The sequence below is a fragment of the Thioalkalivibrio sp. ALMg3 genome (genome assembly GCF_000381225.1).
GTDB classification, from domain to species: Bacteria; Pseudomonadota; Gammaproteobacteria; order Ectothiorhodospirales; family Ectothiorhodospiraceae; genus Thioalkalivibrio; species Thioalkalivibrio versutus.
This window is the reverse complement of the sequence record NZ_KB906224.1, coordinates 149,583-173,626: the sequence shown is the minus strand read 5'-3', so window position 1 is coordinate 173,626 and position 24,044 is coordinate 149,583. Positions and strand designations below refer to the sequence as shown.

Sequence of the window (24,044 nt, the reverse complement as noted above, 5' to 3'; positions counted from 1 at the left end):
TGCGCATAGTGACGAAGGTCGGATTCGTACTCGACGTGCGCGGTCGCAATCGTAATACCGCGCGCCTTCTCTTCCGGCGCGTTGTCGATCTGGTCAAATGCACGGGCTTCACTCCCGTACTTCTTGCCCAGCACCGCCGTCATCGCCGCCGTCAGCGTCGTTTTCCCATGGTCCACATGACCAATCGTACCCACATTCACATGCGGCTTCTTACGCTCGAACTTTTCCTTGGACATCTCTCGCTTCCCCGGATCGTGACGCTAAAACTCAACAGCGACGCAGGTTGTACGCTGACATTAATATGGAGCTCATGACCGGATTCGAACCGGTGACCTCTTCCTTACCAAGGAAGTGCTCTACCGACTGAGCTACATGAGCCGAACTACCGCCAGGGCCTCGCCCGACATCGTGCGGGCCAAATCTGGAGCGGGTGATGGGGATCGAACCCACATCATCAGCTTGGAAGGCTGAGGTTCTACCATTGAACTACACCCGCAGAACCCTGGCTTGCCGCACCACCGTCCGCTTCTGGCCGCTGGCTTGAAAAACCCGATGGTGGAGGGAGGAGGATTCGAACCTCCGAAGGCTGAGCCAGCAGATTTACAGTCTGCCCCCGTTGACCGCTTGGGTATCCCTCCTCGATCAAGCCGCGTATTCTGAACCAGCGCGAAGCACAGCGTCAAGCACCCGCCGAATTACCCCTCAAGGGGGGCGAACTACAGCCTTGTCATTTGCAGGGTTGATTCCTATGATCGGAGCTCAGCAAGGGGCTCTCGCTGCCTGGCAGCGCGTTTCCCTTCCGCCGCGGACGCACGTAGAGTGTGGCCCATCACTAGGTTTGTATACGCAGAGGCCCATGGCGAATACCACTACGGCACCGCGGCTACCCGGGCTGGCGAAACGCCTGGTCGAAGCCGGCCTGATCGCGGAGGACATCGCCTCCCAGCTGGTCGAGGAAGCCCAGTCCCAGCAGACGCCGCTGATGACCCTGCTTGCCAGCAAGGGCCAGGTGGCGGAAGCCCGCCTGGTCGAGGCCGCCGCCGAGGAGTTCGGGCTCCCGGTATTCGACCTGGGGAGCTTCGATGCGGAACTGCTGCCCAAGGATCACCTCAACGAGAAGCTGATCCAGAAGCACCATGCCCTGCCACTGATGGCACGCGGCAATCGCCTCTACATCGGCGTGTCCGACCCGACCAACCTCGGTGCCACCGACGAGTTCAAGTTCGCCACCGGCATGCCCGTCGAGGCCGTCCTGGTCGAGCCACACAAGCTCGACCGCCTGATCGACACGGCACTGAGTGCCGCCTCGTCGCTGATGGACGACCTTGGCGACGACGGCCTCGACGGGCTGGCCATCGAATCCGGCGGGGAGGATGACAAGGATTCCTCCGACACCGCCGAGGGCGCGGATGACGCCCCGGTGGTGCGTTTCGTCAACAAGGTCCTGATGGACGCCATCAATCGCAAGGCGTCGGATATCCACCTCGAGCCCTTCGAGAAGGACTTCCGCGTGCGCTTCCGCATTGACGGGGTGCTGCACGAGGTCGCCCACCCACCCAATTCCCTGGCGCCGCGCATCACTGCGCGCGTCAAGGTGATGTCGCGCATGGACATCGCCGAACGCCGCGTGCCGCAGGACGGGCGCATCAAGCTGAAGCTGTCGCGTACACGCGCGATCGATTTTCGTGTCTCGTCCCTGCCGACGCTTTACGGCGAGAAGATCGTGATGCGCATCCTCGATCCCAGCAGCGCGGCGATGGGCATCGATCAGCTGGGGTACGAGGAACATCAGAAGGAAGCCTACCTCAAGGCGCTCAGCCGCCCGTACGGCATGATCCTGGTCACCGGCCCCACCGGGTCGGGGAAGACCGTATCGCTGTACACCGGGCTCGGCATCCTGAACACCGCCGACCGCAACATCTCCACTGCGGAAGACCCGTCGGAAATCAACATGCCCGGGGTCAACCAGGTCAACATCAACCCGAAGGTGGGTCTGACCTTTGCCAGCGCGCTGCGCGCGTTCCTGCGCCAGGACCCGGACGTGATCATGGTCGGGGAAATCCGCGACCTGGAAACCGCCGAGATCTCCATCAAGGCGGCCCAGACCGGTCACCTTGTGCTTTCCACGCTGCATACCAACGACGCCCCGCAGACGCTCACCCGTCTGGCCAACATGGGCGTGCCACCGTACAACATCGCCTCCTCGATCCTGCTGATCATTGCCCAGCGGCTGGCGCGGCGGTTGTGCCCGAACTGCAAGGAACCGGAAAAGCTCCCGGAAGAGGCGCTGCGCAAGGAAGGCTTTACCGACGCCGACATCCAGAACGGTGTGGTCTCCTATCGCGCGGTGGGCTGCGACCAATGCACCAACGGCTACAAGGGCCGGCTGGGGATCTACCAGGTCATGCCCATCAGCGACGACATGCAGCGCGGCATCCTGGAGGGCTACAACTCCATGCAGCTCGCAGAACAAGCAGAAAAGGAAGGCATCGAGGACCTGCGACGCGCCGGCCTCGTGAAAGTAATGGCGGGGCTGACCAGCCTCGAGGAAGTCAATCGCGTGACCAAGGACTAGTGCCGCAACCGGCACGGGTCACCAGCTACAGGGGGACAGGGGGATGGCCGACTCCGGGACGATCTACACCTGGGAAGGACTGAACAAGAACGGCGCCCGGATCAAGGGCGAGACTCCGGCCGACAACGAGGCCACGGCCCGTGCCGAGCTGCGCAAGAATGGCATCAACGTCATCAAGATCCGCAAGAAGCCAAAGTCGCTTCTCTCCGGCGGAAAGAAGAAGGTCGTCCCCGCGGACATCGCCTACTTCCTGCGCCAGATGACCACGATGCTGGAGTCCGGCGTGCCCCTGGTGCAGGCCTTCGAGATCGTCGGCCGCGGGAACGAGAAGCCCGCGATGCGCGATCTGGTCCTGAAACTGAAGGCAGACGTCGAGGGCGGCGAGACGTTTGCCCAGGCCCTGTCCAAGCACCCGAGACATTTCGACGACCTGGTCACCAATCTGGTCGAGGCCGGCGAGCAGGCGGGGACACTCGAGACCCTGCTGGACAAGGTCGCCACCTACAAGGAAAAGACCGAGGCCCTGAAGGGCAAGATCAAGAAGGCCCTGTTCTATCCGGCCGCGGTGGTCGTGGTCGCCATCGTGGTGACCGCGATCCTGCTGATCTACGTGGTCCCGCAATTCGAGGCCCTGTTTACCGGGTTCGGTGCCGACCTCCCGGTATTCACCCGCATGGTGGTCGACCTCTCGGAGTTCACCCAGAGCTGGTGGTGGGCCATCCTCGGGGTCATGGTCGCCATCGGATTCGTCTTCGTTCAGGCCCGGCGGCGGCTGCCACGCTTCGCCCGTTTCCTCGACATCATGGTCCTCAAGGCCCCGGCTTTCGGCCCGATCCTGCGCAAGGCCGCCATCGCCCGCTTTGCGCGAACGCTGTCGACCATGTTCTCCGCCGGGGTCCCGCTGGTGGATGCCCTGACCTCGGTCTCCGGCGCCACCGGCAACGCCGTCTACCGAGAAGCCACCCTGCGCATGCGCGACGAGACCGAGGCCGGCGGCCAATTGCAGTGGTCCATGCGCAATACCGCCGTGTTCCCTAACATGGTGGTGCAGATGGTCGCGATTGGCGAGGAATCCGGCTCGCTGGATTCAATGCTGTCGAAAGTCGCGGATTTCTACGAGGAAGAGGTCGACAACGCCGTGGACAGCCTGTCCAGCCTGCTGGAACCGCTGATCATGGTGGTCCTCGGCGTGCTGGTCGGCGGCCTGGTCATCGCCATGTACCTGCCCATCTTCCAGATGGGTGCGGTGATCTAGGGGATGCTGGCCGAGATCGGAGCCCAACTGGGCGGCTGGGCACTGCCGGTTGCCGGGGTGTTCGGGCTGCTGATCGGCAGCTTCCTGAACGTGGTGATCGCGCGCCTCCCGGTGATGCTGGAACGCGAGTGGGAGACCGAGGCGCGCGCGATCCTCGAGCACGCGCCGACCGACGAGCGCGAGCACTTCGATCTGATCCGCCCGCGCTCGCGCTGCCCGCAATGCCAGCGCCCGATCCGGGCGCTGGAAAACGTGCCCATTCTCAGCTTCCTGTTCCTGCGCGGTCGCTGCCCCGGGTGTGGCACCCGCATCAGCTGGCAGTATCCCGCAGTGGAGGCACTCACCGCGCTGCTCTTCGTGGTAACGGTCTGGCACCTGGGGCCCGGTAGCGCCGGGCTGCTGGCGCTGGTCTTCACGGCCGTACTGATCGCCGCCTCCGGGATCGATGCCCGGACGACACTACTCCCCGATCAGCTCACCCTACCGCTTTTGTGGCTCGGGCTGCTGGTCAACATCCCCGGTACCTTCACCGACCTGCAATCCGCCGTGATCGGTGCTGCGGCCGGTTACCTGACCTTGTGGCTGATCTTCCACGGCTTCCGCCTGCTGACCGGCAAGGAAGGCATGGGCTTCGGTGACTTCAAACTGCTGGCGGCACTGGGCGCGTGGCTCGGCTGGCAGGCACTGCCGGTCATCCTGCTACTGGCCTCACTGGTCGGCGCGGTGGTCGGGATCGCCCTGATCCTGCTGCGCGGGCGCGACCGCAACATCCCGATCCCGTTCGGACCCTATCTCGCCGCTGCCGGGTGGCTCGCCCTGATCTGGGGCGACGAGCTGCTGGCCCTCTACTTCCCGCAAGGGTTTTAGGCGAACGTCATGCTGCGGGTCGGACTCACCGGGGGGATCGGCTGCGGCAAGAGTCGCGTTGCAGGGCTCTTCGCCAGCCTCGGGGCACCGGTACTGGATGCCGACACCCTGAACCGCGAACTCCAGACGCCGGGACACGATCTCTACGCGGCCATCGTGGACCGCTTTGGCCCCGGCATACTCGATGCCCGCGGCCACCTGGACCGCGGCGCGTTGCGCAGCCGGATCTTTGCCGACCCGGCCGAACGCCAGGCCCTGGAGGCACTGGTTCACCCGGCGGTGGAGGCCGCTATCGAACAACGCCTCGCCGCGCTACCAGAGACCACACCCTATGCCGTGATCGTGGTGCCCCTGCTGTTCGAGGCCGGCTGGGAGGCGCGTTTCGATCACGTCGTCGTGGTCCATTGCGAGCCCGGCGAACAGATCGCACGCGTAACCCAACGGGATGGCCGCAGCAGCGCCGAGGTAGAGGCCATCCTCGAGGTCCAGATGAACCCCGACGAGCGCCGCCGACGCGGGGACAGCGAGATCCTCAATACCGAACAGACGTCGGATGCCGAACTGGCGAACCAGGTAGCAGAACGCGACACTGCCCTGCGCGAGCTGGCCACCACCATCCGCTCGCGGGTGGAAAACCGCCCCCCGAATAGCTGATACTGCGGAAGTTCCTGGACCAGCATGCGCCTCCAGTCCTCCTGCCCAACGGGTCCGTCGTGAGCCAATCCCTGACCTTTGAACAACCGCTGCATGAACGTGTACGCCTCCTGCTGCGGCTGGAGGCCCTGAACGCACGCTTCGGGGATGCACTGGAGTCCGGGCGGGCCTTCGATCATCACGAGGCCCTGGTCTCGCTGGTGGACATCTATGCCTTGGTCACCCGGGTAGACATCAAGCGCGAGCTGATGGGCGAGATCGAGCGCCAGACGGTCAACCTGACCCGACTGGCCAACCAGCCGGGCATCGATGCCGATCGCTTTCGCGAGACCATGGATGCACAGAAGCGGTTGCACGACGCCCTGGAAGAACAAGCCGGCGCGCTCGATCACCGCGTGCGCGGCAGCGAGTTTTTCTCCAGCGTGCGCCAGCGAATGGCCCTGCCCGGCGGGGCCTTCGACTTCGACCTGCCGATCTACCACTACTGGCTGGCCCAGCCGAATCAGGCGCGTACCGAGCTTCTTCTGGAATGGTTCCAACCGCTGAACACCGTGGCCGAGGCGACCGCCCAGGTGCTGCGCTACATGCGCCACTCGGGCAACGCGGAGCCGGTGACGGCCGAGGACGGGTACTTCGAGCGCAATCTCGATACCGCTCACGCGTGGCAACTGATCCGGGTGACGGTCGACCCCGCTCTGGGGGTCTACCCGGAAATCAGCGGCGGGCGCCAGCGCTTTACTGTGCGCTTCTTCGCCCCCGGCGATTTCCGCGAACGCCCCGTACCGGCGCATGTCGACGTGCCGTTCCGGCTCTGCTGCTGCGCGATCTGAGGCAGGGCCCTGGGCGCCTGCCTGGGAGGCCCGGATTCAGCCCAGCAAGCCCCGAATGGCCGCGATACCCTGCGCACCAGCCGCCCGCGTCCGGGGCAGGCTGACGGCAGACATCCCGCCGAGCGCATAGACCGGCAGCGCCGCACCCCGCACCCAGTCCGCGAAACGCCCCCAGCCCAGCGCCTCGGCACCGGGGTGCGTTGCGGTCGCCTGCACCGGCCCCAGCACCACGAAATCCAGCCCCAGGGCCGCCGCCCGCTCGAGACCGGCACGGTCGTGAACCGAGGCGGCCACCCAGCCAGCGGACGCCGGACGCGCATCCAGCTCGCGCCAACGCCGCTCGGGCAGATGCAACCCCACCCGCGGAAAATCCGCCAGCCAATCCGGTGGCGCATTCGCCAGGACCGGGATGCCCAGGGCATCGGCGGGCCCTGTGATCGCCGCGAGAAAGTCGCAATAGTCGACCCGGCCCAAGTCCGGCGCACGCACCTGAACCATGTCAGCCTGGCCCGCACGCAGGGCCTGGGTTACTTGGCCGGCGATGGCAGCGGCCTGCGCGGCGTCGTCCGGTGACGGTGTGATCAGATAACGCTCGGGCAGGCGCAAGACGTTGAGCATCGGGCGATTCGCCGCCGGGAAATCCGCGGGGTCCAGGTCCAGCGGGGCACGCCACTCCATAGGCTGGGCCTCGCGGCCACGGGGCGCACCCGACCAGGCCGTCACGCGGAACACATGCAGACGAACCGCGCACTCCCCATAGTCGTGTTCGACCGTCAGACACTGAACCGCCGAATCGACGGCGACGCCAAGCTCCTCGTCGAGTTCACGCTGCAGAGCCACCGTGGGGGATTCGCCGCTCTCGACCTTGCCCCCGGGAAACTCCCACAGCCCGGCCAGGTGTTGCGCGTCCCTGCGACGCGTAACCAGCACGCGACCCTGGTTGTCGCGGATCAGTCCGATCGCGACCTCGACCGGAGGGGAAGACGCCGGCTCAGGACCGGTATTCGGCATTGATGCGCACGTACTCGTGGGAGAAGTCGCAGGTGTACTTGCGCGTCCGCGCGTCACCCCGGCCCAGGTCGATCCTGATGTGGATCTCCTCGGCGTCGAAGGCACGCTGGCCGTCGGCCTCGGCGTATTCCGGGGCACGCCCGCCGTCGCGGACAATCTCGACGTCATTCACACGGATCGCCACGCGCTCGATCTCCAGATCCGGCACCCCGGCGCGCCCCACGGCCGCGAGGATGCGGCCCCAATTGGGATCGGAGGCGAACAGCGCAGTCTTGACCAGCGGGGACAGCGCGACGGTCTCGGCGACCTGCGCCGCCTCCTCACGCGACCGCGCACCCACCACCTCGACGGTCACGAACTTGGTGGCGCCCTCGCCATCCCGGACGATCGCCTGGGCCAGCTCCAGGCAGACCGCGTCCAGAGCCGCGGCAAAGGCGACCCGGTCCTCCGCTGTGACGAGCCCCGCCCCACTCGCGCCACTGGCCATCACCACCACGGCGTCGTTTGTGGAAGTATCCCCGTCCACGGTGATCGCGTTGAAGCTGTCGCGATTGGCCTCGCGCAGCAGACCGTCCAGCGCCTGCGCCTCGATGGCAAGGTCGGTCCCGATAAACGCCAGCATGGTCGCCATATCGGGGTGGATCATCCCCGAACCCTTGGCGATACCGGTCAGGGTCACCTCGCCCTGCGACAGTGCGACCCGACGGCTGACACCCTTGAGCACGGTGTCAGTGGTCATGATCGCGCGTCCCGCCTGCATCCAGGCATTGGGCGCCAGGCCCGCGTGCAGCACGGGCAGCGCCGCGATGATGCGTTCCACCGGCAGCGGCTCGCCAATCACCCCGGTGGAAAAGGGCAGGACTGCCTCCGCCGGGTCGCCCGTAACCGCGGCCAGGGCCTCGCAGCAGGTGCGCGCGGCGGCGAGCCCGGGCGCGCCGGTCCCGGCATTGGCATTACCGGCATTGATCAGCAGCCAGCGTGCCCCGCCCGCCGCCTGGTGCTCCGCGGCAACCACGACCGGCGCGGCGCGAAAGGCATTGTTGGTATAAAGCGCCGCAACGGTCGCGTCGGGGCCGGCATCGATCAACACCAGATCGTCGCGCCCGGGATAGCGAATCCCTGCCGCGACCGCGGCCACGCGAATCCCCGGTACCGGTTGCAGCGCCTCCGGGGCGTTCAATCCTACGGCCATGGGCTCAGTGTCTCCCTACAGCTTGCCGTGGCAATGCTTGAACTTCTTGCCCGAACCACACCAGCAGGGCTCGTTGCGGCCCAGCTTGGGCTCGTCGCGTCGGTAGGGGGCCTCGCCGCTCGCAACCGGTTCGCGCGGCTCGGCGTCACCTTCGGCTCCAGCCTTCAGGGGGCTGTCGGGGTTCTGGTGCTGGAACTGCAGATCATCCTCGGCGGGGGCCGCCTTCTTCGGCTGCAATGCCTCGACCTCCTCCGGTGAGCGCAATTGCATGCGCAGCAGGAACTTCACCACGTCGTGCTTGATGCGTTCCAGCAGGGACTGGAACATCGCGAAGGCTTCCTTCTTGTACTCCTGCTTCGGGTTGCGCTGGGCGTAGCCACGCAACCCAATACCCTGGCGCAGGTAGTCCATCGCCGCCAGGTGTTCCTTCCACTGGCTGTCCAGGACCTGCAGCATCACGTCGCGCTGCAGGCGGTTCATGGTCTCGTCACCCAGCTGCTCGCGCTTCCGGGTCAGCAGCGCGCGGGCATGCCCGATGATCCGCTCGCGCAACGGCTCCTCGTGCAGGTCGTCCTCGTCGTCCAGCCACTGCTGGACCGGAAGGTCGAGCCCGAACTCGCCGTTCAGGGCCTGCTGCAGGCCCTGGATGTCCCATTCGTCCTCGATCGATCCCGGCGGCATGTACGGGTTGATCAGGGCATTGACCACATCCTCCACCAAGGTGTCGATGGTTTCGCTGATGTCCTCGGTGGTCAGCAATTCGGCACGCTGGTCGTAGATCACCCGGCGCTGGTCATTGGCGACGTCGTCGTATTCCAGCAGCTGCTTGCGGATATCGAAGTTGTGCGCCTCGACCTTGCGCTGCGCGTTCTCGATGGCGCGCGAGACCCAGGCGTTCTCGATCGCCTCGCCCTCCTTCATGCCCAGGCGCTGCATCAGGCTGCGCACACGCTCGGATGCAAACACCCGCATCAGGTTGTCTTCCAGCGACAGGAAGAAGCGGCTGGAGCCTGCGTCACCCTGGCGGCCGGAGCGCCCGCGCAACTGGTTGTCGATCCGTCGCGACTCATGGCGTTCGGAGCCAATGATGTGCAGACCACCGGCCTCGATCACCGCGTCATGACGGGCCTGCCAGTCGGCCCGGATTGCCTCCTGCTGGGCGCTGTCGTCCGGGTCGACTTCGGCCAGTTCGGCATCCAGCGCCCCCCCCAGCACGATATCGGTACCACGGCCGGCCATGTTGGTTGCCAGCGTCACCGCCTTCGGGCGACCCGCCTGGGCGATGATCGCGGCCTCGCGCTCGTGCTGCTTGGCGTTCAGCACCTCGAACGAGATCCCGGTCTTCTTCAGCGCTTCAGCCAGCCGCTCGGAACTCTCCACCGAGGCCGTCCCCACCAGGACCGGTTGACCGCGATCCACGCACCACTGGATCTCCTTGATGATGGCGGTGTACTTCTCCTCCTGGGTCAGGAAGACCAGGTCCTGCATGTCGTCGCGCACCAGCGGCTTGTTGCCGGGGATCACGACCACTTCCAGACCATAGATGGTCTGGAACTCGTAGGCCTCGGTATCGGCCGTACCGGTCATGCCTGCGAGCTTCTCGTACAGGCGGAAATAGTTCTGGAAGGTGATCGACGCCAGCGTCTGGTTCTCGCGCTGGATCGGAACCCCTTCCTTGGCCTCGATCGCCTGGTGCAGCCCCTCCGACCAGCGCCGGCCACCCATGATGCGGCCGGTAAACTCGTCGATGATCTGGACCTTGTTGTCGCGTACCAGATAGTCGACATCGCGGTGGAACAGCGCGTGGGCACGTAGGGCCGCATTCAGGTGATGCAGTACCGCGATGCTCGCAGAGTCGTACAGGGTCTGGTACTCCTCCAGCAAGCCGGCCTGGCGCAGGAGTTCTTCGGCCTTCTCGTGACCCTCCTCGCTGAGGAAGACCTGCTTGGCCTTCTCGTCGACGAAGTAGTCACCCTCGCTCTCCTCGTCTTCCTGACGGGTCAGCTGGGCCGGGATGGTGTTCAGCCGCTCGTAGAGCTCGGAGCTGTCGCCGCTGGGGCCGGAGATGATCAGCGGGGTCCGCGCCTCGTCGATGAGGATGGAGTCGACCTCGTCGACCACCGCAAAGTTGAGTGCGCGCTGCACGCGCTGATCGGCCGAGAAGGCCATGTTGTCGCGCAGATAGTCGAAGCCGAACTCGTTGTTCGTGCCATAGGTAATATCGGCGGCATAGGCCTCGCGCCGGGTCGCCGGACGCATCTGATCGAACCCGCCTTCTTCTGCGTGGTACTCCGGGTCAAAGAGATAGGAGGCGGAATCCACCCCCAGACCGCCGGAGCTATTCACCACTCCGACCGTCAGACCCAATGCGTGGTAGAGCCGCCCCATCCAGGCCGCATCGCGGCGGGCCAGGTAGTCGTTCACCGTCACCACATGCACGCCGTCGCCGGTCAATGCATTGAGATAGGCAGGCAGGGTCGCGACCAGGGTCTTGCCCTCACCCGTGCGCATCTCGGCGATGCGACCGTCGTTGAGAACCATACCGCCGATCAACTGGACGTCGAAGTGGCGCAGCCCCAGGACCTGGGCACTCATCGCGCGACAGACCGCGAAGGCCTCCGGCAGGAGCTTCTCCAGATTCTCGCCCTCGCCCAGGCGGCGCTGGAATTCCTGTGTCTTGTGACGCAGCTCGTCCTGCGACAACGCCTCGGTGGAGTCGGCCAGGGCATTGATGCGCTCGACCGCGCGGGTGTAGCGCTTGAGGATGCGATCGTTGCGACTACCGAAAATCTTCTGTACGAGCTGCTTGACCATGGGGATCCGAAAGGGTTGGCTGAAACTCGGCTAGGATAAACGATCCGTCAGGGAAACGCTGTGGCCAAGAGACGCGCAGCCGGTCATGCCCCTGCGGGGCCGAGAAGGACCGCGGAGGGTCAGTCCCGATCCTGGAGAAAATGATAGGGATTCAGGGCCTGGCCGGCGTCGACCACCTCGTAGTGCAGGTGGGTATCGGTCGCGCGACCGGTGCGCCCCATTTTCGCGATCACCTCGCCAGCCTCCACGCGCTGCCCGGGCTCGACCAGGATTTCCGCGTTGTGTGCGTAGCGCGTATTCAAGCCGCCGCCGTGCGCGATCTCGACGAGCTTGCCGTAGCTGCTCCGGCGGCCCGCGAATACGACCAGACCACCGCCCGCGGCGCGGATGTCCGAGCCGGGCCGCCCGGCAAAATCCATCCCCGAGTGGAAGCGGCGGTTCCCGGTGAACGGGTCTTCGCGATAACCAAACGCCGAGCTAATCCAGGCGTCATCCTCCACCGGACGAAACTGCGGGGACAGGGCCTCGCGAGCCGCCTCCTGGCGTAGCTCGGAACCTACCGTCTCTACGGCGGCGCTGCGACGACCCAGAAGGTGTTCCAGCGCCAGCAAGCGGTCATGGATCTCCAGCGGAGAGCCCGGTCCGTCCAGCAGCGGGCCGCCCTGGCCGCCAACTTCCGGCTCCAGTGCGGCCACGTCCAGCCCCAGGGAGTCGCCAACCGAGCGGAGGCGCAGATCCACCCGCGTCAGCTGGCGTTCCAGCGCGACCACACGGTCAACCAGGTAGTTCAAACCTTCACGTGCTGCCTCGCGTTCGGCCGTCTCCACCACGATCGGATCCAGCGTGTTTGCGACCGGGATCCTGACCACCTCGCGCTGGCTTTGCCCCGCCAGGTAGGCGGTCACAACCGCCGCCACCACCAGCAGCGCGAGCAGGGTGCCCGCCAGCGCCACGCCCCACAACGGAAGACGTGCACAAAGACCATCCGGACGTAGTACGATCAGCTGCATGCGATTCCTCTCACTCCTTCCGCCGCGGACTGCCGGAGTCCCTCGATGACGCCGCAGCGGATTACCCGCTTCATCGCCCGCGACTTTTCCGCGCACTCCAGCCGCGACCGCGGCGTGGAACGCGCCCTCGAGGGACTGGTCGGCAACGCCCTGCAGGCTGGCCGACTGGCGTTCACCCTGCGCGAGGACACCCTGGTCGCAATCTGCGCGAACCGCGGGCTGGCCACCGAACTGCGCTTCCAGCAGCGCGAACTGCTCAAGACCTTGCGTGCCGCGGGCTTCGAGGGCATCGAACAGATACGTATCCGGCTGACCAACACCCCACGCCCCCCCCAGCCCACCAGGCGACTGGAGCGCCGCGAGATCCCGGATGCGGCCCGCCGCATCCTGGCCGATACCGCCAGCAGCATCCAGGACCCCGGGCTGGCCGGCGCCCTCGAACGCCTCGCCCGGGCGGCCAGGCCGTCACCGAAGCGCGACTGACCTACCTCACCCTGGAACATGTGTTCCAGGGTGAGGTCAGCCCGCTGGAGTCGGTGCCAGCTGACCGAAGGAGATCGGCAGGCGTTCGCTCGGGTCCTCGAAGGTCACCTTCTCCCAGGCGGTCTCGTCGGCCAGGAGCTGACGGATCAGCTGGTTGTTCAGCGCATGCCCGGACTTGTGGCCAGTGAACGCACCGATCAGGCTGTGACCGAGCAGGTACAGGTCCCCGACGACGTCGAGGATCTTGTGCTTGACCAGTTCGTTGTCGTAACGCAGCCCGTTTTCGTTGAGGATCTTGTAGTCATCGAGGACCACGGCGTTGTCCAGGCTGCCACCCAGCGCCAGCTGATTCGCCCGCAGGGCCTCGATGTCGCGCATGAACCCGAAGGTCCGGGCACGCGAGACCTCCTTCACAAAGGAGGTGGACGAGAAGTCCAGCTCTGCGCGCTGGCTTCCGTCGGTAAACATCGGGTGTTCGAAATCGATACAGAAACCGACCTTGAACCCCTCGTAAGGATCAAAGCGCACCCACTTGTCGTCCTCGCGGACTTCCACGCTGCGCTTGACCCGAATGAATTCCTTGGGCGCGTCCTGCTCCTTCAGCCCGGCGGACTGCAGCAGAAACACGAAGGGACCGGCACTGCCGTCCATGATGGGCACCTCGGCGGCGCTCACATCGACATGCAGGTTGTCGATTCCCAATCCGGCAATGGCCGAGAGCAAATGCTCCACGGTCGAAACCCGGACGTCTCCATTGACCAGCGTGGTGGACAGCCGCGTGTCGCCGACATTGTCGGCACAGGCGCGAATCTCCACGGACGGATCAAGATCGCAGCGATGGAACACAATCCCGGTATTCACCGGAGCCGGACGCAGGGTCAGCACCACCTTTTCTCCGGTATGCAGTCCCACTCCGGTCGCCCGAATGCTGTTCTTGAGCGTTCTTTGCCTGATCAACGAATTGAGCCTCTCTCTTCCAGGAGAGCGCATAAGGGGAGCCCGGGCCCTCCCGGGCTCCTCATGCACACAACGATTACCGCATTATTGCAGGATTCCGCTCGCCCTGCATGTACAGCCGCTCTCAGTCGGCTTGTTTACGCAGGAAGGCCGGAATATCCAGCACATCAATGCCTTGCTGCTGATTGTAGTCGACCGCCAGGTTGTCACCGCCGCGACGCTTGACGGTCGGCTGGTCGAGGTCGACTTCGACATCGGAGCCGACGGCCCTCTTCGGCTGGGCATCGACCACTCGTACCTGCGGCCGTTCGGACTGCGTCGCTGGCGCGCCAAGCCCCGTGGCCACCAGGGTCACCCGCAGCTCGTCGGTCATCTCGGGGTCGATGACCGTCCCGACCACGACATTGGCATCTTCCGAGGCCAGGGCCTTCACCGCCTCGCCGACTTCCTCGAACTCGCCGATCCCGACATCCATGCCACCGGTCACGTTCACCAGGATGCCGCGGGCACCGGAGATGTCGATGTCCTCCAGCAAGGGGCTGGCGATCGCCGCTTCGGCGGCCTCGCGCGCACGATCCTCGCCGGTGCCGGTGCCGGTGCCCATCATCGCCATGCCCATCTCGCGCATCACGTTGCGCACGTCGGCAAAGTCGACGTTGATCAGACCCGGGCGGGTGATCAGCTCGGCGATGCCCTGCACCGCGCCGAACAGCACGTCGTTGGCGGCCTTGAAGGCATCCAGCAGCGTGGTGTTCTTGCCCAGCACCGTCAGCAGCTTCTCGTTGGGGATGGTAATCAGGGAATCGACCTGTTCGGTCAGCGCCTTGATCCCGGACATCGCGACCTGCATGCGGCGCTTGCCCTCGAACGGGAACGGCTTGGTGACCACCGCGACCGTCAGGATATTCATCTCCTTGGCGATCTGCGCCACCACCGGGGCGGCACCGGTACCCGTACCACCGCCCATGCCGGCGGTGATGAAGACCATGTCGGCGCCCTGCAACAGATCCTGGATGCGTTCACGGTCCTCCAGTGCAGCCTCGCGACCGACCGACGGATCCGCCCCGGCCCCCAGGCCCTTGGTGATGTCGCCGCCCAGTTGCAGCAGCGTCTTGGAATCCAGGCTCTTCAAAGCCTGGGCATCGGTGTTGGCACAAATGAAATCGACGCCTTCCAGCTGCGAGTTGACCATGTGCTGCACGGCGTTGCCGCCGCCGCCCCCAACGCCGACGACCTTGATCGTCGCGTTCTGGCTATAGGTGTCCATCAGTTCGAACGTCATGATTGCGTCCTCTCGTTGCGTGTGTAGTACATAAACTTCTGTTTACCTGCGTCATGGCCGGAGAGCGGTCCGGCCTCCTAAAATTCCGGGGCCCCGATCATCAGAACTGTCCGGAAAACCAGCGCTTCATGCGCGCCCATACGCCCTGGAACCCGCTGCTCACGGGCCGGGCCTCCTGCTCCGCACGCGACTCGCGGGCGTAGAGCAACAGCCCCACCCCCGTCGCGTGGATCGGATTCTTCACAACATCCAGGAGCCCGGTGACGCGTTGCGGCACCCCCAGGCGTACGGGCATGTGAAAGACCTCTTCCGCGAGGTCCACCACACCTTCCATTCGAGACGAACCGCCGGTAAGCACCACCCCGGCGGCAATCATTTCTTCGGTGCCGCTGCGGCGCAGTTCCGCTTGCACCAGCTGCAACAATTCCTCGTAGCGCGGCTCGACCACGGAGGCGAGCGTCTGGCGCGACAGTCGGCGCGCGGCGCGATCGCCGACACCGGGCACCTCGATGCTCTCGCTCGGATCGGCCAGCGAGCGCAGCGCGCAGGCGTACTTGATCTTGAGTTCTTCGGCGTACTGGGTCGGTGTGCGCAGCGCGACCGCGATGTCGTTGGTGACCTGATCGCCGGCGATCGGGATCACCGCGGTGTGCATGATCGCGCCGTGGGCAAACACCGCGATGTCCGTAGTGCCACCGCCGACGTCCACCAGACACACGCCCAGGTCCTTCTCGTCCTCGCTCAGGACCGAGTAACTGGAGGCGAGCTGCTCGAGGATGATGTCGTCCACCCGCAGTCCGCAGCGCTCCACGCACTTGACGATGTTCTGGGCAGCGGAGACCGCCCCGGTGACCAGATGCACCTTGGCCTCCAGCCGCACCCCGGACATCCCGATCGGCTCGCGAATGCCCTCCTGCTCGTCGATGATGTATTCCTGCGGCAGTACGTGAAGGATGCGCTGGTCGGCCGGGATGGCGATGGCGCGCGCGGCGTCGATCACCCGGTCGACATCGCCTGCGACCACCTCGCCGTCCTTGATCGCGACCACGCCGGTGGAGTTGTAGCTCTTGATGTGCGAGCCGGCGATCCCGGTATAGACCGAGTGGATCTCGCACCCGGCCATCAGCTCGGCCTCCTCCACCGCGCGCTGGATCGACTGGACGGTGGACTCGATGTTCACCACCACACCCTTCTTCAACCCGCGCGAGGGCGAGGAGCCGATGCCGATGATCTCGATCTCGCCTTCCTCGGTCAGCTCCCCGACCACCGCCTCGATCTTCGAGGTGCCGACGTCCAGGCCGACGATCAGACCGGGTTCCGACTTCTTTGCCATCATCTTTCTGCGTCCTGTCGTTCGTGTCATCGGGCGTTCCCCGCACCGTCATCCGCCGCATCCGCCCAGGCCACGGCCAGCCCGTGGGGGTAACGCAGGTCGATCCGTTCCACCGGGGCCTCGCGATAGTCGCGAATCGCCGGGGCCGCGCGGACCAGTTGTCCCAGTCGTGCCAGATCGGCATCGCGCCCCATCAGCACACGTACGCCGTCCGCCAGGTGGATGGTCCAGTCGTGGCGTTCGCCCTCTTCGAGACCGGCGACCTCGAGCCCGGCATCGGCCAGGCGTGCGGAGACCTCCAGGTAGCGATGCATCAGCACCACCTGCCGCCCGTCGGTCCCGGCGAGTGCCGGCAGGCCCTCCCAGTCATCCAGCGCCACCGGGCCAAACAGGCGCCCGTGGCGATCGACCAGATGGTCCTCGCCCCACTGCGCCACCGGCACCGGCTCGTGAATCTCCACCACCAGGGTGTCCGGCCACTGACGCCGCAGGCGCACCGCGTCCACCCACGGCTGGCCCTCAAGCGCAACGCGCAGGCGCTCGAGCTCGACACCGATGAAGCCCGGCGCATGGGTCCGGACCATCTCGTGCACCGCGGCGACATCCGCATGCTGCGGATTGCCGGTCACCTCGACATGCTCGATCGGCAACCAGGCATCCGGGTCGAACTGCAACCAGGCCAGCGCGCCCAGCACCAGCACCGCGGCCAGCCCCATGCCCGACATCAGGCGCAGCCCCGGGCCAGCCATCCGGCGCAGCGGCGACGGTCCCCGCGCCTGCGGGCGGCGCGCGGGTCGCGTTGTGCGGCGTGCGTTCAACGCAGTCCTCCACACTCGAAACTGGAATCGAGGATGCGCAGGCACAGCTCGTCGAAGTCGATGCCCGCCTGCGCGGCGGCCTTGGGCACCAGCGAGTGGTCGGTCATGCCCGGGATCGTGTTCACCTCGATGAGGAAGTTCTCGCCATGTTCGTCCTGCAGGATGTCCACTCGCCCCCAGCCGCAACCCTCCAGCGTCGCGAAGGCGGCGATGGCCATGGACTGCAACTCCAGCAACGCGCTGGAATCCAGCGGCGGCGGGCAGATGTAGCCGGTATCGTCGGCCTCGTACTTGGCGTGGTAATCGTAGAAACCGCCCGGGGTGCGAATCTCCACCACCGGCAACGGCTCGTTGCCGAGGATCGCGACGGTGTACTCGCGTCCGCTGATCCACTGCTCCGCGAACACCTGCCCCGGCTGCAGCCGCGCGGCCTCGAAGGCGGCCGGCAGATCGGCCACCCGATCCACCCGTGTGATCCCCAGGCTGGAGCCGCCGCGCGCGGGCTTCACGATCAATGGCAGGCCCAGTGCATCGGCCACCGCGTCGGGGTCGAACCCCGGCGTGAGCAGACGATAGGGGGCGCTCGGCAGATTGCTCCCCGCCCACAGCCGCTTGCAGGCCAGCTTGTCCATGCCCAATGCGGAACCGAGCACGCCGGTCCCGGTGTAAGGCATGCCCGCCATGTCCAGACAGCCCTGCAGGGTCCCGTCCTCGCCGCACTCCCCGTGGAGCACGATGAAGACCCGGTCGAAGTTCTCCAGGGCCAGGCAGCGCGCCGTCTCGCGGGTCAGGTCCAGGGGATGGGCATCGACACCCTGGCGCTGCAGTGCCGCCAGCACCGCCTGACCACTGTGCAGCGAGACTTCGCGCTCGCCAGACCAGCCACCCATCAGGACCGCGACACGGCCATAATCTTGTGCACTTCGCTTGCTCATGCCGTTCCCTCGCTTGCCTCGTGCGTAGCCCCTGGCCGACCCAGGACCCGGACCTCGGGCTCCAGGTGCACCCCGAACTGCCGCTGCACCTCGTCCTGGGCATGACGCAGCAACCATTCGATATCGGCGGCGCGCGCGCTGCCGTCGTGGGTGATGAAATTCGCGTGCTTGGGGGAGATCTCCGCCGCCCCGTGGCGCAGTCCCTTCAGACCGGCGGCCTCGACCAGGCGCGCGGCGTGATCGCCCTCCGGGTTGCGGAACACCGACCCGCAGGACGGCAACCCCAACGGCTGCTTCGCGGATCGTTCGCGCAGCAACTCGCGGATGCGCCGGGTCCCGACGTCAGGGTCACCCGCGGCCAGCTGCAACACGCAGCCGGTGAACCACTCCGCCTCGGGGCCGTGGACACTGCGGTAGCCGATCGTGTAGTCCGCGGGGGTGCGGGTATGCAGTTCGCCGCGCGCATCCACCGTGGAGACCGCCTCCACCAGGGGCCAGATCTCGCCACCCCAGGCGCCGGCGTTCATCCGCAGCGCGCCGCCCACGGTCCCGGGGATGCCGGCCAGGAACTCGGCCCCGACCAGCCCCTCGCGGGCCCCGAAACGCGCGGCCTGGGCGCAGGCCAGCCCGGCCCCAAGCAGCAGGCGATCGCCCTCCAGGAGCCGGCGTTCGTTCAGCACTCCGGAAAGATGCACGACCAGGCCGTCCAGCCCGCCGTCACGAATCAGGACGTTGCTGCCCAGGCCGAGGAAGGTCACCGGCATCTGCGGCGCGTGCGTCGCGTGATCGCGCAGGGCAGCGACCAGGTCGTCAAGGTCCGCCGGCTGGAACAGCCAGTCGGCCGGGCCGCCTACGCGCCAGGAGGTCAGCCCGGCCAGCGGAACCTGCGCCTGCAACCGGCCACGCGTGGCCTGCGCGAACGGAGTCATCGGCGAGTCCACAGCGCGGGCAGCCATCATGATTCCTCCTCGCCGGCGGTTCCCAGCTGCTGCGGGAGCAGCCCGGCCAGACGGCCAATATCGCCGGCACCCTGGGCGAGCACGACATCGTCCGGCCGCAGCATCCCCGCGAGCACACCGATCACATCCTCTGCGCGCTCGACAAACACCGGCTCCACCCGCCCGCGCAGACGAATGGCGCGCGCCAGGCTGCGGCCATCGGCGCTGGGGATCGGGTCCTCCCCGGCGGCATACACCTCGAGCAGGATCAGGACATCGGTCTCGGACAGGGCCTCGGCGAAGTCCTCGAACAGATCACGCGTGCGGGTATAACGATGCGGCTGGAAGATGGTGATCCGGCGGCGACCGGGCCAGGCATCGCGCGCGGCCGCCTGAGTGGCAGCAATCTCGCGCGGGTGATGGCCATAGTCGTCGACCAGGGTCAGGGCCCCCTGTGCGGTCCGCAGCTCCTGCACCTGGAAGCGCCGCCCAATACCCTGGAAGCGCGCCAGCGCGGCCTGGATCGCCTCGGGGGCGACCTCCAGCTCGTGCGCGACAGCCGCCGCCGCCAGGGCATTGAGCACGTTGTGGCGCCCGGGCAGGTTCAGCGTCACCGGGAACGCAGCCTGACCGGGCAACGCGAGGTCGAAGTACATGCGCACGCCTTCCTGGCGCACATTCAGGGCGCGCACGTCGGCGTCCTGTTCGATGCCGTAGGTCAGGCGCGGGCGCTCCAGTTCCGGGTACAGATCACGCACCTGCGGGTCGTCGGCGCACAGCACGGCAATGCCGTAGAACGGCAGGTGGTGGAGGAATTCCAGGAAGGTCGCCCGCAGCTGGCCAAAGTCGTTGCCATAGGTCCCCAGGTGATCGGCATCGATATTGGTCACGATGCTGATCATCGGCTGCAGATGCAGGAAGGACGCGTCACTCTCGTCGGCCTCGGCCACCAGATAGTCCCCGGCGCCGAGATTCGAGTGGCTCGCCGTGCTGTTCAGGCGTCCGCCAATCACAAACGTCGGGTCCATCCCGGCCTCCGCCAGCACACTGGCGACCAGGCTAGTGGTCGTGGTCTTGCCATGGGTCCCGGCGACCGCGATGCCATAGCGAAAGCGCATCAGTTCGGCCAGCATCTCGGCGCGGCGCACGATCGGGATGCCGCGCCGACGCGCCTCCTGGACCTCGGGGTTGCTCGGATTGATCGCACTGGAAACCACCAGCACGTCGGCATCGGCCACGTTCGATTCGGTATGGGCCGCCACCACCGGGATACCCATGCCCTTCAGGCGTTCGACCATCGCCGACTGCCCGAGATCGGATCCGGAGACCTGATATCCCAGTTGATGCAGGACCTCGGCGATCCCGCTCATGCCGGACCCCCCGATCCCCACACAATGGATCCGGCGGATACGACGCATCGCATGGCGTGGCAGGCGCGGGGCATTCATGACGATCCCTCCCGGCGGGCGCCCGCCATTTCCATGCAGGCATCGGCCAGGCGCCGTGCGGTGTCGGGGCGGGCCTGTGCGCGGGCCAGCAAGGCACGCGCACGCAGGGCCTCGCGGTCCAGCGGGGCGACCAGCTCGTAGACCCGCTGAGCGTCCAGCTCGGCATCCGCGACCCGCCAGGCGGCACCGGATTGCACCAGGGCCTCGGCATTCGCGGTCTGATGATCGTCCACCGCATGTGGATAGGGCACGAAGATCGCCGGCACGCCGGCCGCGGCCACCTCGGCCACGGTGAGCGCCCCTGCGCGGCAGATCACCAGGTCCGCCCAGGCATAGGCCGCGGCCATGTCTTCGATAAAGGCGCTGATCTCCGCCTCCAGACCTGCCTCCGCATAGGCGGCCTGGGCCTCGTCGAGGGTGCGCTCGCCCGCCTGGTGACGGATGCTCAGCGGCTGCTCCTCGGCCACGCGCGCCAGCCCGGCGGGCAGCGTGCGGTTGAGCGAACGGGCGCCCAGGCTGCCGCCCAGGACGAGGAGATTCAGGGCGCCCTCGCGCTCGTCGAAGCGCGCCTCCGGCGCCGGAAGTTCCGCAATCGCGGCGCGCACCGGGTTGCCCACCACCGTGACCGCCACCCGCTCGGGGAAGCTGTGCTCGAAGCCGGCATAGACCCGGTCCGCCACCTTCGCCAGCCAGCGATTGGTCAGACCGGCCACGGCGTTCTGTTCGTGGATTGCCAGCGGCCGGCCCATGGCGGCCGCCATTAGTCCCCCGGGGCCGGCGGCAAACCCACCAAAGCCAATCACGGCGTCCGGGCGCAGACGCGTCATCAGACCCAGGGCGGCCCACAGCGAAATGCCGAGCCGCCAGGGTGCGAGTGCCAGCCCGACCAGGCCCTTGCCGCGGATGCCGGCGATTGGAAGCGTATGCAGCTCGATCCCGGCCGCCGGCACCAGCCGCGATTCCACGCCGCGGGCCGTGCCCAGCCAGCGCACCTCGGCACCGCGTTCCCGCAGCAGGGTGGCCACTGCCAGGCCCGGGAACACATGGCCCCCGGTGCCGCCGGCCATAATCAGGATGCGCGGGGCCCTCATGCGGCACCCCCACGCCGGCGGCGCGCCGGGGGTGCGGCGCGCGGGGCCGGCACCTGGGCCTCGCGGTACACGCGCATCACCAGGCCGATAGCCGCCAGCGAGACGATCAGCGAACTGCCGCCGTAACTGAGAAACGGCAGGGTCAGGCCCTTGGTCGGAAGCAGCCCCATGTTCACCGCGAGGTTCAGGAACGCCTGCAGGCCCATCCAGATGGCCACGCCAAAGGCCAGATGCGAGCCGAAGGCATGCCCTGCGCGCTCGGCGTACAAACCGATCTGGATGCAGCGCCAGACCAGGACTCCGAACAGCGCGATGAGGGCCACCACACCGACGAAGCCGAACTCCTCGGCAAACACCGCGAACAGGAAGTCGTTGTGCGCCTCGGGCAGGTAAAAGAGCTTCTGCACACTGTTGCCGAGCCCGGCCCCGAACCAGCCGCCGGAGCCGATCGCGATCAGCGACTGGGTCAGTTGGAAACCGGTGGCAAACGGATCCTGCCAGGGATCGAGGAACGCCGTCAGGCGCGCCACGCGGTATGGCGCCGCGACCGCGACGACCGCCATCCCCGCCGCGATGGTGCCCGCCAGCGCGGCGAACTGCCAAAGCTTCGCACCGGCCAGGAACAGCATGCCCATGCCAATCGCCAGCATGATCGCGGCGCCGCCGAAGTCCGGCTGCAGCAACAGCAGGATGGTGCCCACCCCAAGCACGATCAGCGGGCGGATAAAACCGAGGAAGTGCAGGCGGAGCGTCGAATAGTGACGCACGATGTAACCGGCGAGGTACATCACCACCAGCAGCTTCACCAGCTCGGCGACCTGCAGGTTGAACATCCCCAGCGGGATCCAGCGGGTCGCGCCGTTGACCGTGCGCCCGACACCCGGGATCAGCACTGCGATCAGCAACGCCATCACCAGGATCAGCAGCCACGGCCCGGAACGTTCCCAGCGCGCCAGCGGGACCACCCAGAGGAAGGTCGCCACCGCAAGCCCGATGGCGGCGAAAATGACCTGGCGCTGGAAAAAGTGCCAGGTGTTGCCGAAATAACGTTCGCCCAGCCCCATGGAGGCGGACGCGACCATCACCAGGCCGATCCCCAGCAGGATCGCCGCGACGGCGAGCAGGGGCAGGTCCACATGGTCGCGCAGGCCGGCGACGAGGCCGCGATCCGGGAGTCCGAGGCGGGTGCTGGAGATACTCATGCTGCCAGCTCCCGCACCGCGTGCGCGAAGTCGTCGCCGCGCGCCTGATAATTCGGGTACATGTCCAGGCTGGCGCAACCGGGCGACAGCAGGACGGTATCCCCGGGTTCCGCCCAGGCAGCGGCCTGCGCAACCGCGGCGGCCATATCGTCCACGCGCTGGACCGGAACCACGGAGGCCAGGGCCCGGGCGATCGCCGGTGCGTCCTCGCCGAGCAGCACCACACCACGGACCTTGCCCGGGACGTAATCGGCCAGCGGCGTAAAGTCCTGCCCCTTGCCCTGCCCGCCCGCGATCAGCACCAGCGGCCCGGGCGTACCACGCAGGGCCGCCAGGGTCGCGCCGACATTGGTGCCCTTGGAGTCATTGATGTAGGCGACACCGCCCACTTCGGCAATCCACTGCGAGCGATGCGGCAGACCGGCGAACTCGGCCAGGGCCGCCATGGCGCGTGCGCGCGGCTCGCCCGCCTCCAGCCACGGCCAGACAAGGGCAAGCGCGGCCAGGGCGTTGGCCCAGTTGTGCTGTCCACGCAGACGCAGATGGCCGGTCGAGAGAAGGACCTGGTCACCGCGCACCAGGTCCGGAGCATCCGCGCTGGACGGGCGCACTCCGAAATCGTCCGCGCCGGCCGGCGCATCGAGACCGAAGGAGATCACCTTCAGACGCGGCGGCAGGGTGATCTCGCGCAGCCAGGCGTCCTCGCGGTTCAGCACACCACGCTCGGCGCGATCCAGGATGCGGGCCTTGGCACGCACATACGCATCCAGATCGGCGTAGCGATCCAGGTGATCAGGCGAGATATTCAGGATGGCGGCGGCCGCTGGCGCCAACATGTCGCTGCGCTCCAGCTGGAAACTGGACAGCTCCAGCACGTACAGGTCCGGGGCCTGCTCCAGCAGGTCCAGCGCCGGGGTGCCGTAGTTACCACCCACCGCCACCCGCAGGCCGGCGGCGCGCAGCAACTCGCCGACCAGCGCGGTCACCGTGCTCTTTCCGTTGGAGCCGGTAATCGCGATGACTGGGGCGCCCGCCTGCTCGGCGAACAGGTCGATGTCTCCGGTCAGGCGGGCACCGGCGGCACGCGCCCGTTGCAGGACCGGGTGCTCCAGTGCGACCCCGGGCGAGACGATGATGCGGGCAAAGCCCGCGGCGTCCAGTCGATCCAGCGGCCCGACCCAGGCATCGGCCAGCCAGGCCTTGGCACCCTCGGTCTCCAGCGCGGCCGGCGCCACGCGGGTATCGGTGATCGCGAACGGCTCACCCTGCGCACGCAGGAAGCGGGCAACCGACACGCCGGTCGCCCCCAGGCCCACGATCAGGTTGTTGTCGCCGGTTCGCGTCATGGG

At 66.9% G+C, this 24,044-nt stretch carries 21 protein-coding genes and 3 tRNA genes; 6 read left to right on the top strand and 18 right to left on the bottom strand.

Annotated elements, in window-relative coordinates; translation table 11 throughout:
* The 4 genes from F622_RS13415 to F622_RS0108140 form a co-directional block, all read right to left on the bottom strand.
* Positions 1-236: GTP-binding protein (locus F622_RS13415; RefSeq protein ID WP_019571673.1), on the bottom strand; the 236-nt coding region annotated here is incomplete at its 3' end.
* A gap of 66 nt (positions 237-302) precedes the next feature.
* Positions 303-378 (bottom strand) — tRNA-Thr (locus tag F622_RS0108150).
* Positions 379-422: 44 nt separating this feature from the next.
* Positions 423-496 (bottom strand) — tRNA-Gly (locus F622_RS0108145).
* A gap of 57 nt (positions 497-553) precedes the next feature.
* Positions 554-638 (bottom strand) — tRNA-Tyr (locus F622_RS0108140).
* A gap of 218 nt (positions 639-856) precedes the next feature.
* Between F622_RS0108140 and pilB the strand changes: the two genes are divergently transcribed.
* Genes pilB through zapD form a run of 5 tightly spaced genes read left to right on the top strand, consistent with a single transcriptional unit; the run spans position 857 to position 6,181 of the window.
* Positions 857-2,575: a type IV-A pilus assembly ATPase PilB gene (gene pilB, locus F622_RS0108135; RefSeq protein ID WP_019571672.1), complete on the top strand. Its 1,719-nt coding sequence runs from the start codon at positions 857-859 to the stop codon at positions 2,573-2,575.
* A gap of 43 nt (positions 2,576-2,618) precedes the next feature.
* Entirely contained in the window at positions 2,619-3,830 is a 1,212-nt protein-coding gene (locus F622_RS0108130; protein WP_019571671.1) for a type II secretion system F family protein, read from the top strand.
* Between the two features lie 3 nt (positions 3,831-3,833).
* Positions 3,834-4,697: an A24 family peptidase gene (locus tag F622_RS0108125; RefSeq protein WP_019571670.1), complete on the top strand. Its 864-nt coding sequence runs from the start codon at positions 3,834-3,836 to the stop codon at positions 4,695-4,697.
* 9 nt (positions 4,698-4,706) lie between these two features.
* On the top strand, positions 4,707-5,351 hold the full coding sequence (gene coaE / locus F622_RS0108120; protein WP_019563203.1) for a dephospho-CoA kinase: 645 nt from the start codon (positions 4,707-4,709) through the stop codon (positions 5,349-5,351).
* A 59-nt stretch (positions 5,352-5,410) separates the two neighbouring features.
* Positions 5,411-6,181, top strand: coding sequence for a cell division protein ZapD (gene zapD, locus F622_RS0108115; protein WP_018939032.1), 771 nt, complete (start codon positions 5,411-5,413; stop codon positions 6,179-6,181).
* A gap of 36 nt (positions 6,182-6,217) precedes the next feature.
* Here zapD and F622_RS0108110 read toward each other — a convergent pair whose 3' ends face one another.
* The 4 genes from F622_RS0108110 to F622_RS0108095 all read right to left on the bottom strand — a co-directional run bounded on the left by F622_RS0108110 (position 6,218) and on the right by F622_RS0108095 (position 12,208).
* A complete protein-coding gene (locus tag F622_RS0108110) occupies positions 6,218-7,192 on the bottom strand; it encodes a Nudix family hydrolase (protein ID WP_019571669.1) in 975 nt (324 codons plus the stop codon).
* The gene (gene argJ / locus F622_RS0108105; RefSeq protein WP_019568154.1) at positions 7,173-8,384 is read right to left on the bottom strand and encodes a bifunctional glutamate N-acetyltransferase/amino-acid acetyltransferase ArgJ; all 1,212 of its coding nucleotides are present in this window, start codon (positions 8,382-8,384) and stop codon (positions 7,173-7,175) included. The genes F622_RS0108110 and argJ overlap by 20 nt, the downstream gene beginning before the upstream one ends.
* A gap of 15 nt (positions 8,385-8,399) precedes the next feature.
* Positions 8,400-11,198, bottom strand: coding sequence for a preprotein translocase subunit SecA (gene secA / locus F622_RS0108100; protein WP_019571668.1), 2,799 nt, complete (start codon positions 11,196-11,198; stop codon positions 8,400-8,402).
* 119 nt (positions 11,199-11,317) lie between these two features.
* Positions 11,318-12,208 carry a M23 family metallopeptidase gene (locus F622_RS0108095; RefSeq protein ID WP_018168221.1) on the bottom strand — a complete coding sequence of 297 codons (891 nt, stop codon included), beginning with the start codon at positions 12,206-12,208 and terminating at the stop codon, positions 11,318-11,320.
* 45 nt (positions 12,209-12,253) lie between these two features.
* Between F622_RS0108095 and F622_RS0108090 the strand changes: the two genes are divergently transcribed.
* Positions 12,254-12,691: a DciA family protein gene (locus tag F622_RS0108090; RefSeq protein WP_018952156.1), complete on the top strand. Its 438-nt coding sequence runs from the start codon at positions 12,254-12,256 to the stop codon at positions 12,689-12,691.
* Between the two features lie 36 nt (positions 12,692-12,727).
* Here F622_RS0108090 and lpxC read toward each other — a convergent pair whose 3' ends face one another.
* The 10 genes from lpxC to murD all read right to left on the bottom strand — a co-directional run bounded on the left by lpxC (position 12,728) and on the right by murD (position 24,041).
* Positions 12,728-13,648 carry a UDP-3-O-acyl-N-acetylglucosamine deacetylase gene (gene lpxC, locus F622_RS0108085; RefSeq protein WP_231362625.1) on the bottom strand — a complete coding sequence of 307 codons (921 nt, stop codon included), beginning with the start codon at positions 13,646-13,648 and terminating at the stop codon, positions 12,728-12,730.
* Between the two features lie 124 nt (positions 13,649-13,772).
* Complete coding sequence (ftsZ, locus tag F622_RS0108080; protein WP_018144460.1) at positions 13,773-14,930, bottom strand: cell division protein FtsZ; 1,158 nt, start codon at positions 14,928-14,930, stop codon at positions 13,773-13,775.
* Positions 14,931-15,030: 100 nt separating this feature from the next.
* Positions 15,031-16,266 (bottom strand): cell division protein FtsA, encoded by a 1,236-nt coding sequence (gene ftsA / locus F622_RS0108075; protein ID WP_018168223.1) that lies wholly within the window; start codon positions 16,264-16,266, stop codon positions 15,031-15,033.
* Between the two features lie 23 nt (positions 16,267-16,289).
* Positions 16,290-17,012, bottom strand: a complete 723-nt coding sequence (locus F622_RS0108070) for a cell division protein FtsQ/DivIB (protein WP_019571667.1) — start codon at positions 17,010-17,012, stop codon at positions 16,290-16,292.
* A 65-nt stretch (positions 17,013-17,077) separates the two neighbouring features.
* Positions 17,078-18,016, bottom strand: coding sequence for a D-alanine--D-alanine ligase (locus F622_RS0108065; protein WP_018168225.1), 939 nt, complete (start codon positions 18,014-18,016; stop codon positions 17,078-17,080).
* Positions 18,013-18,975 carry a UDP-N-acetylmuramate dehydrogenase gene (gene murB / locus F622_RS0108060; protein WP_019563209.1) on the bottom strand — a complete coding sequence of 321 codons (963 nt, stop codon included), beginning with the start codon at positions 18,973-18,975 and terminating at the stop codon, positions 18,013-18,015. Before murB ends, F622_RS0108065 begins: the two co-directional genes overlap by 4 nt.
* Complete coding sequence (gene murC / locus F622_RS0108055) at positions 18,972-20,402, bottom strand: UDP-N-acetylmuramate--L-alanine ligase (protein ID WP_018168227.1); 1,431 nt, start codon at positions 20,400-20,402, stop codon at positions 18,972-18,974. Before murC ends, murB begins: the two co-directional genes overlap by 4 nt.
* Entirely contained in the window at positions 20,399-21,493 is a 1,095-nt protein-coding gene (gene murG / locus F622_RS0108050) for an undecaprenyldiphospho-muramoylpentapeptide beta-N-acetylglucosaminyltransferase (protein ID WP_019571666.1), read from the bottom strand. The genes murC and murG overlap by 4 nt, the downstream gene beginning before the upstream one ends.
* On the bottom strand, positions 21,490-22,695 hold the full coding sequence (gene ftsW / locus F622_RS0108045; RefSeq protein WP_019568157.1) for a putative lipid II flippase FtsW: 1,206 nt from the start codon (positions 22,693-22,695) through the stop codon (positions 21,490-21,492). Before ftsW ends, murG begins: the two co-directional genes overlap by 4 nt.
* Entirely contained in the window at positions 22,692-24,041 is a 1,350-nt protein-coding gene (murD, locus tag F622_RS0108040; RefSeq protein WP_019571665.1) for a UDP-N-acetylmuramoyl-L-alanine--D-glutamate ligase, read from the bottom strand. The genes ftsW and murD overlap by 4 nt, the downstream gene beginning before the upstream one ends.
* Positions 24,042-24,044 lie beyond the last annotated feature (3 nt).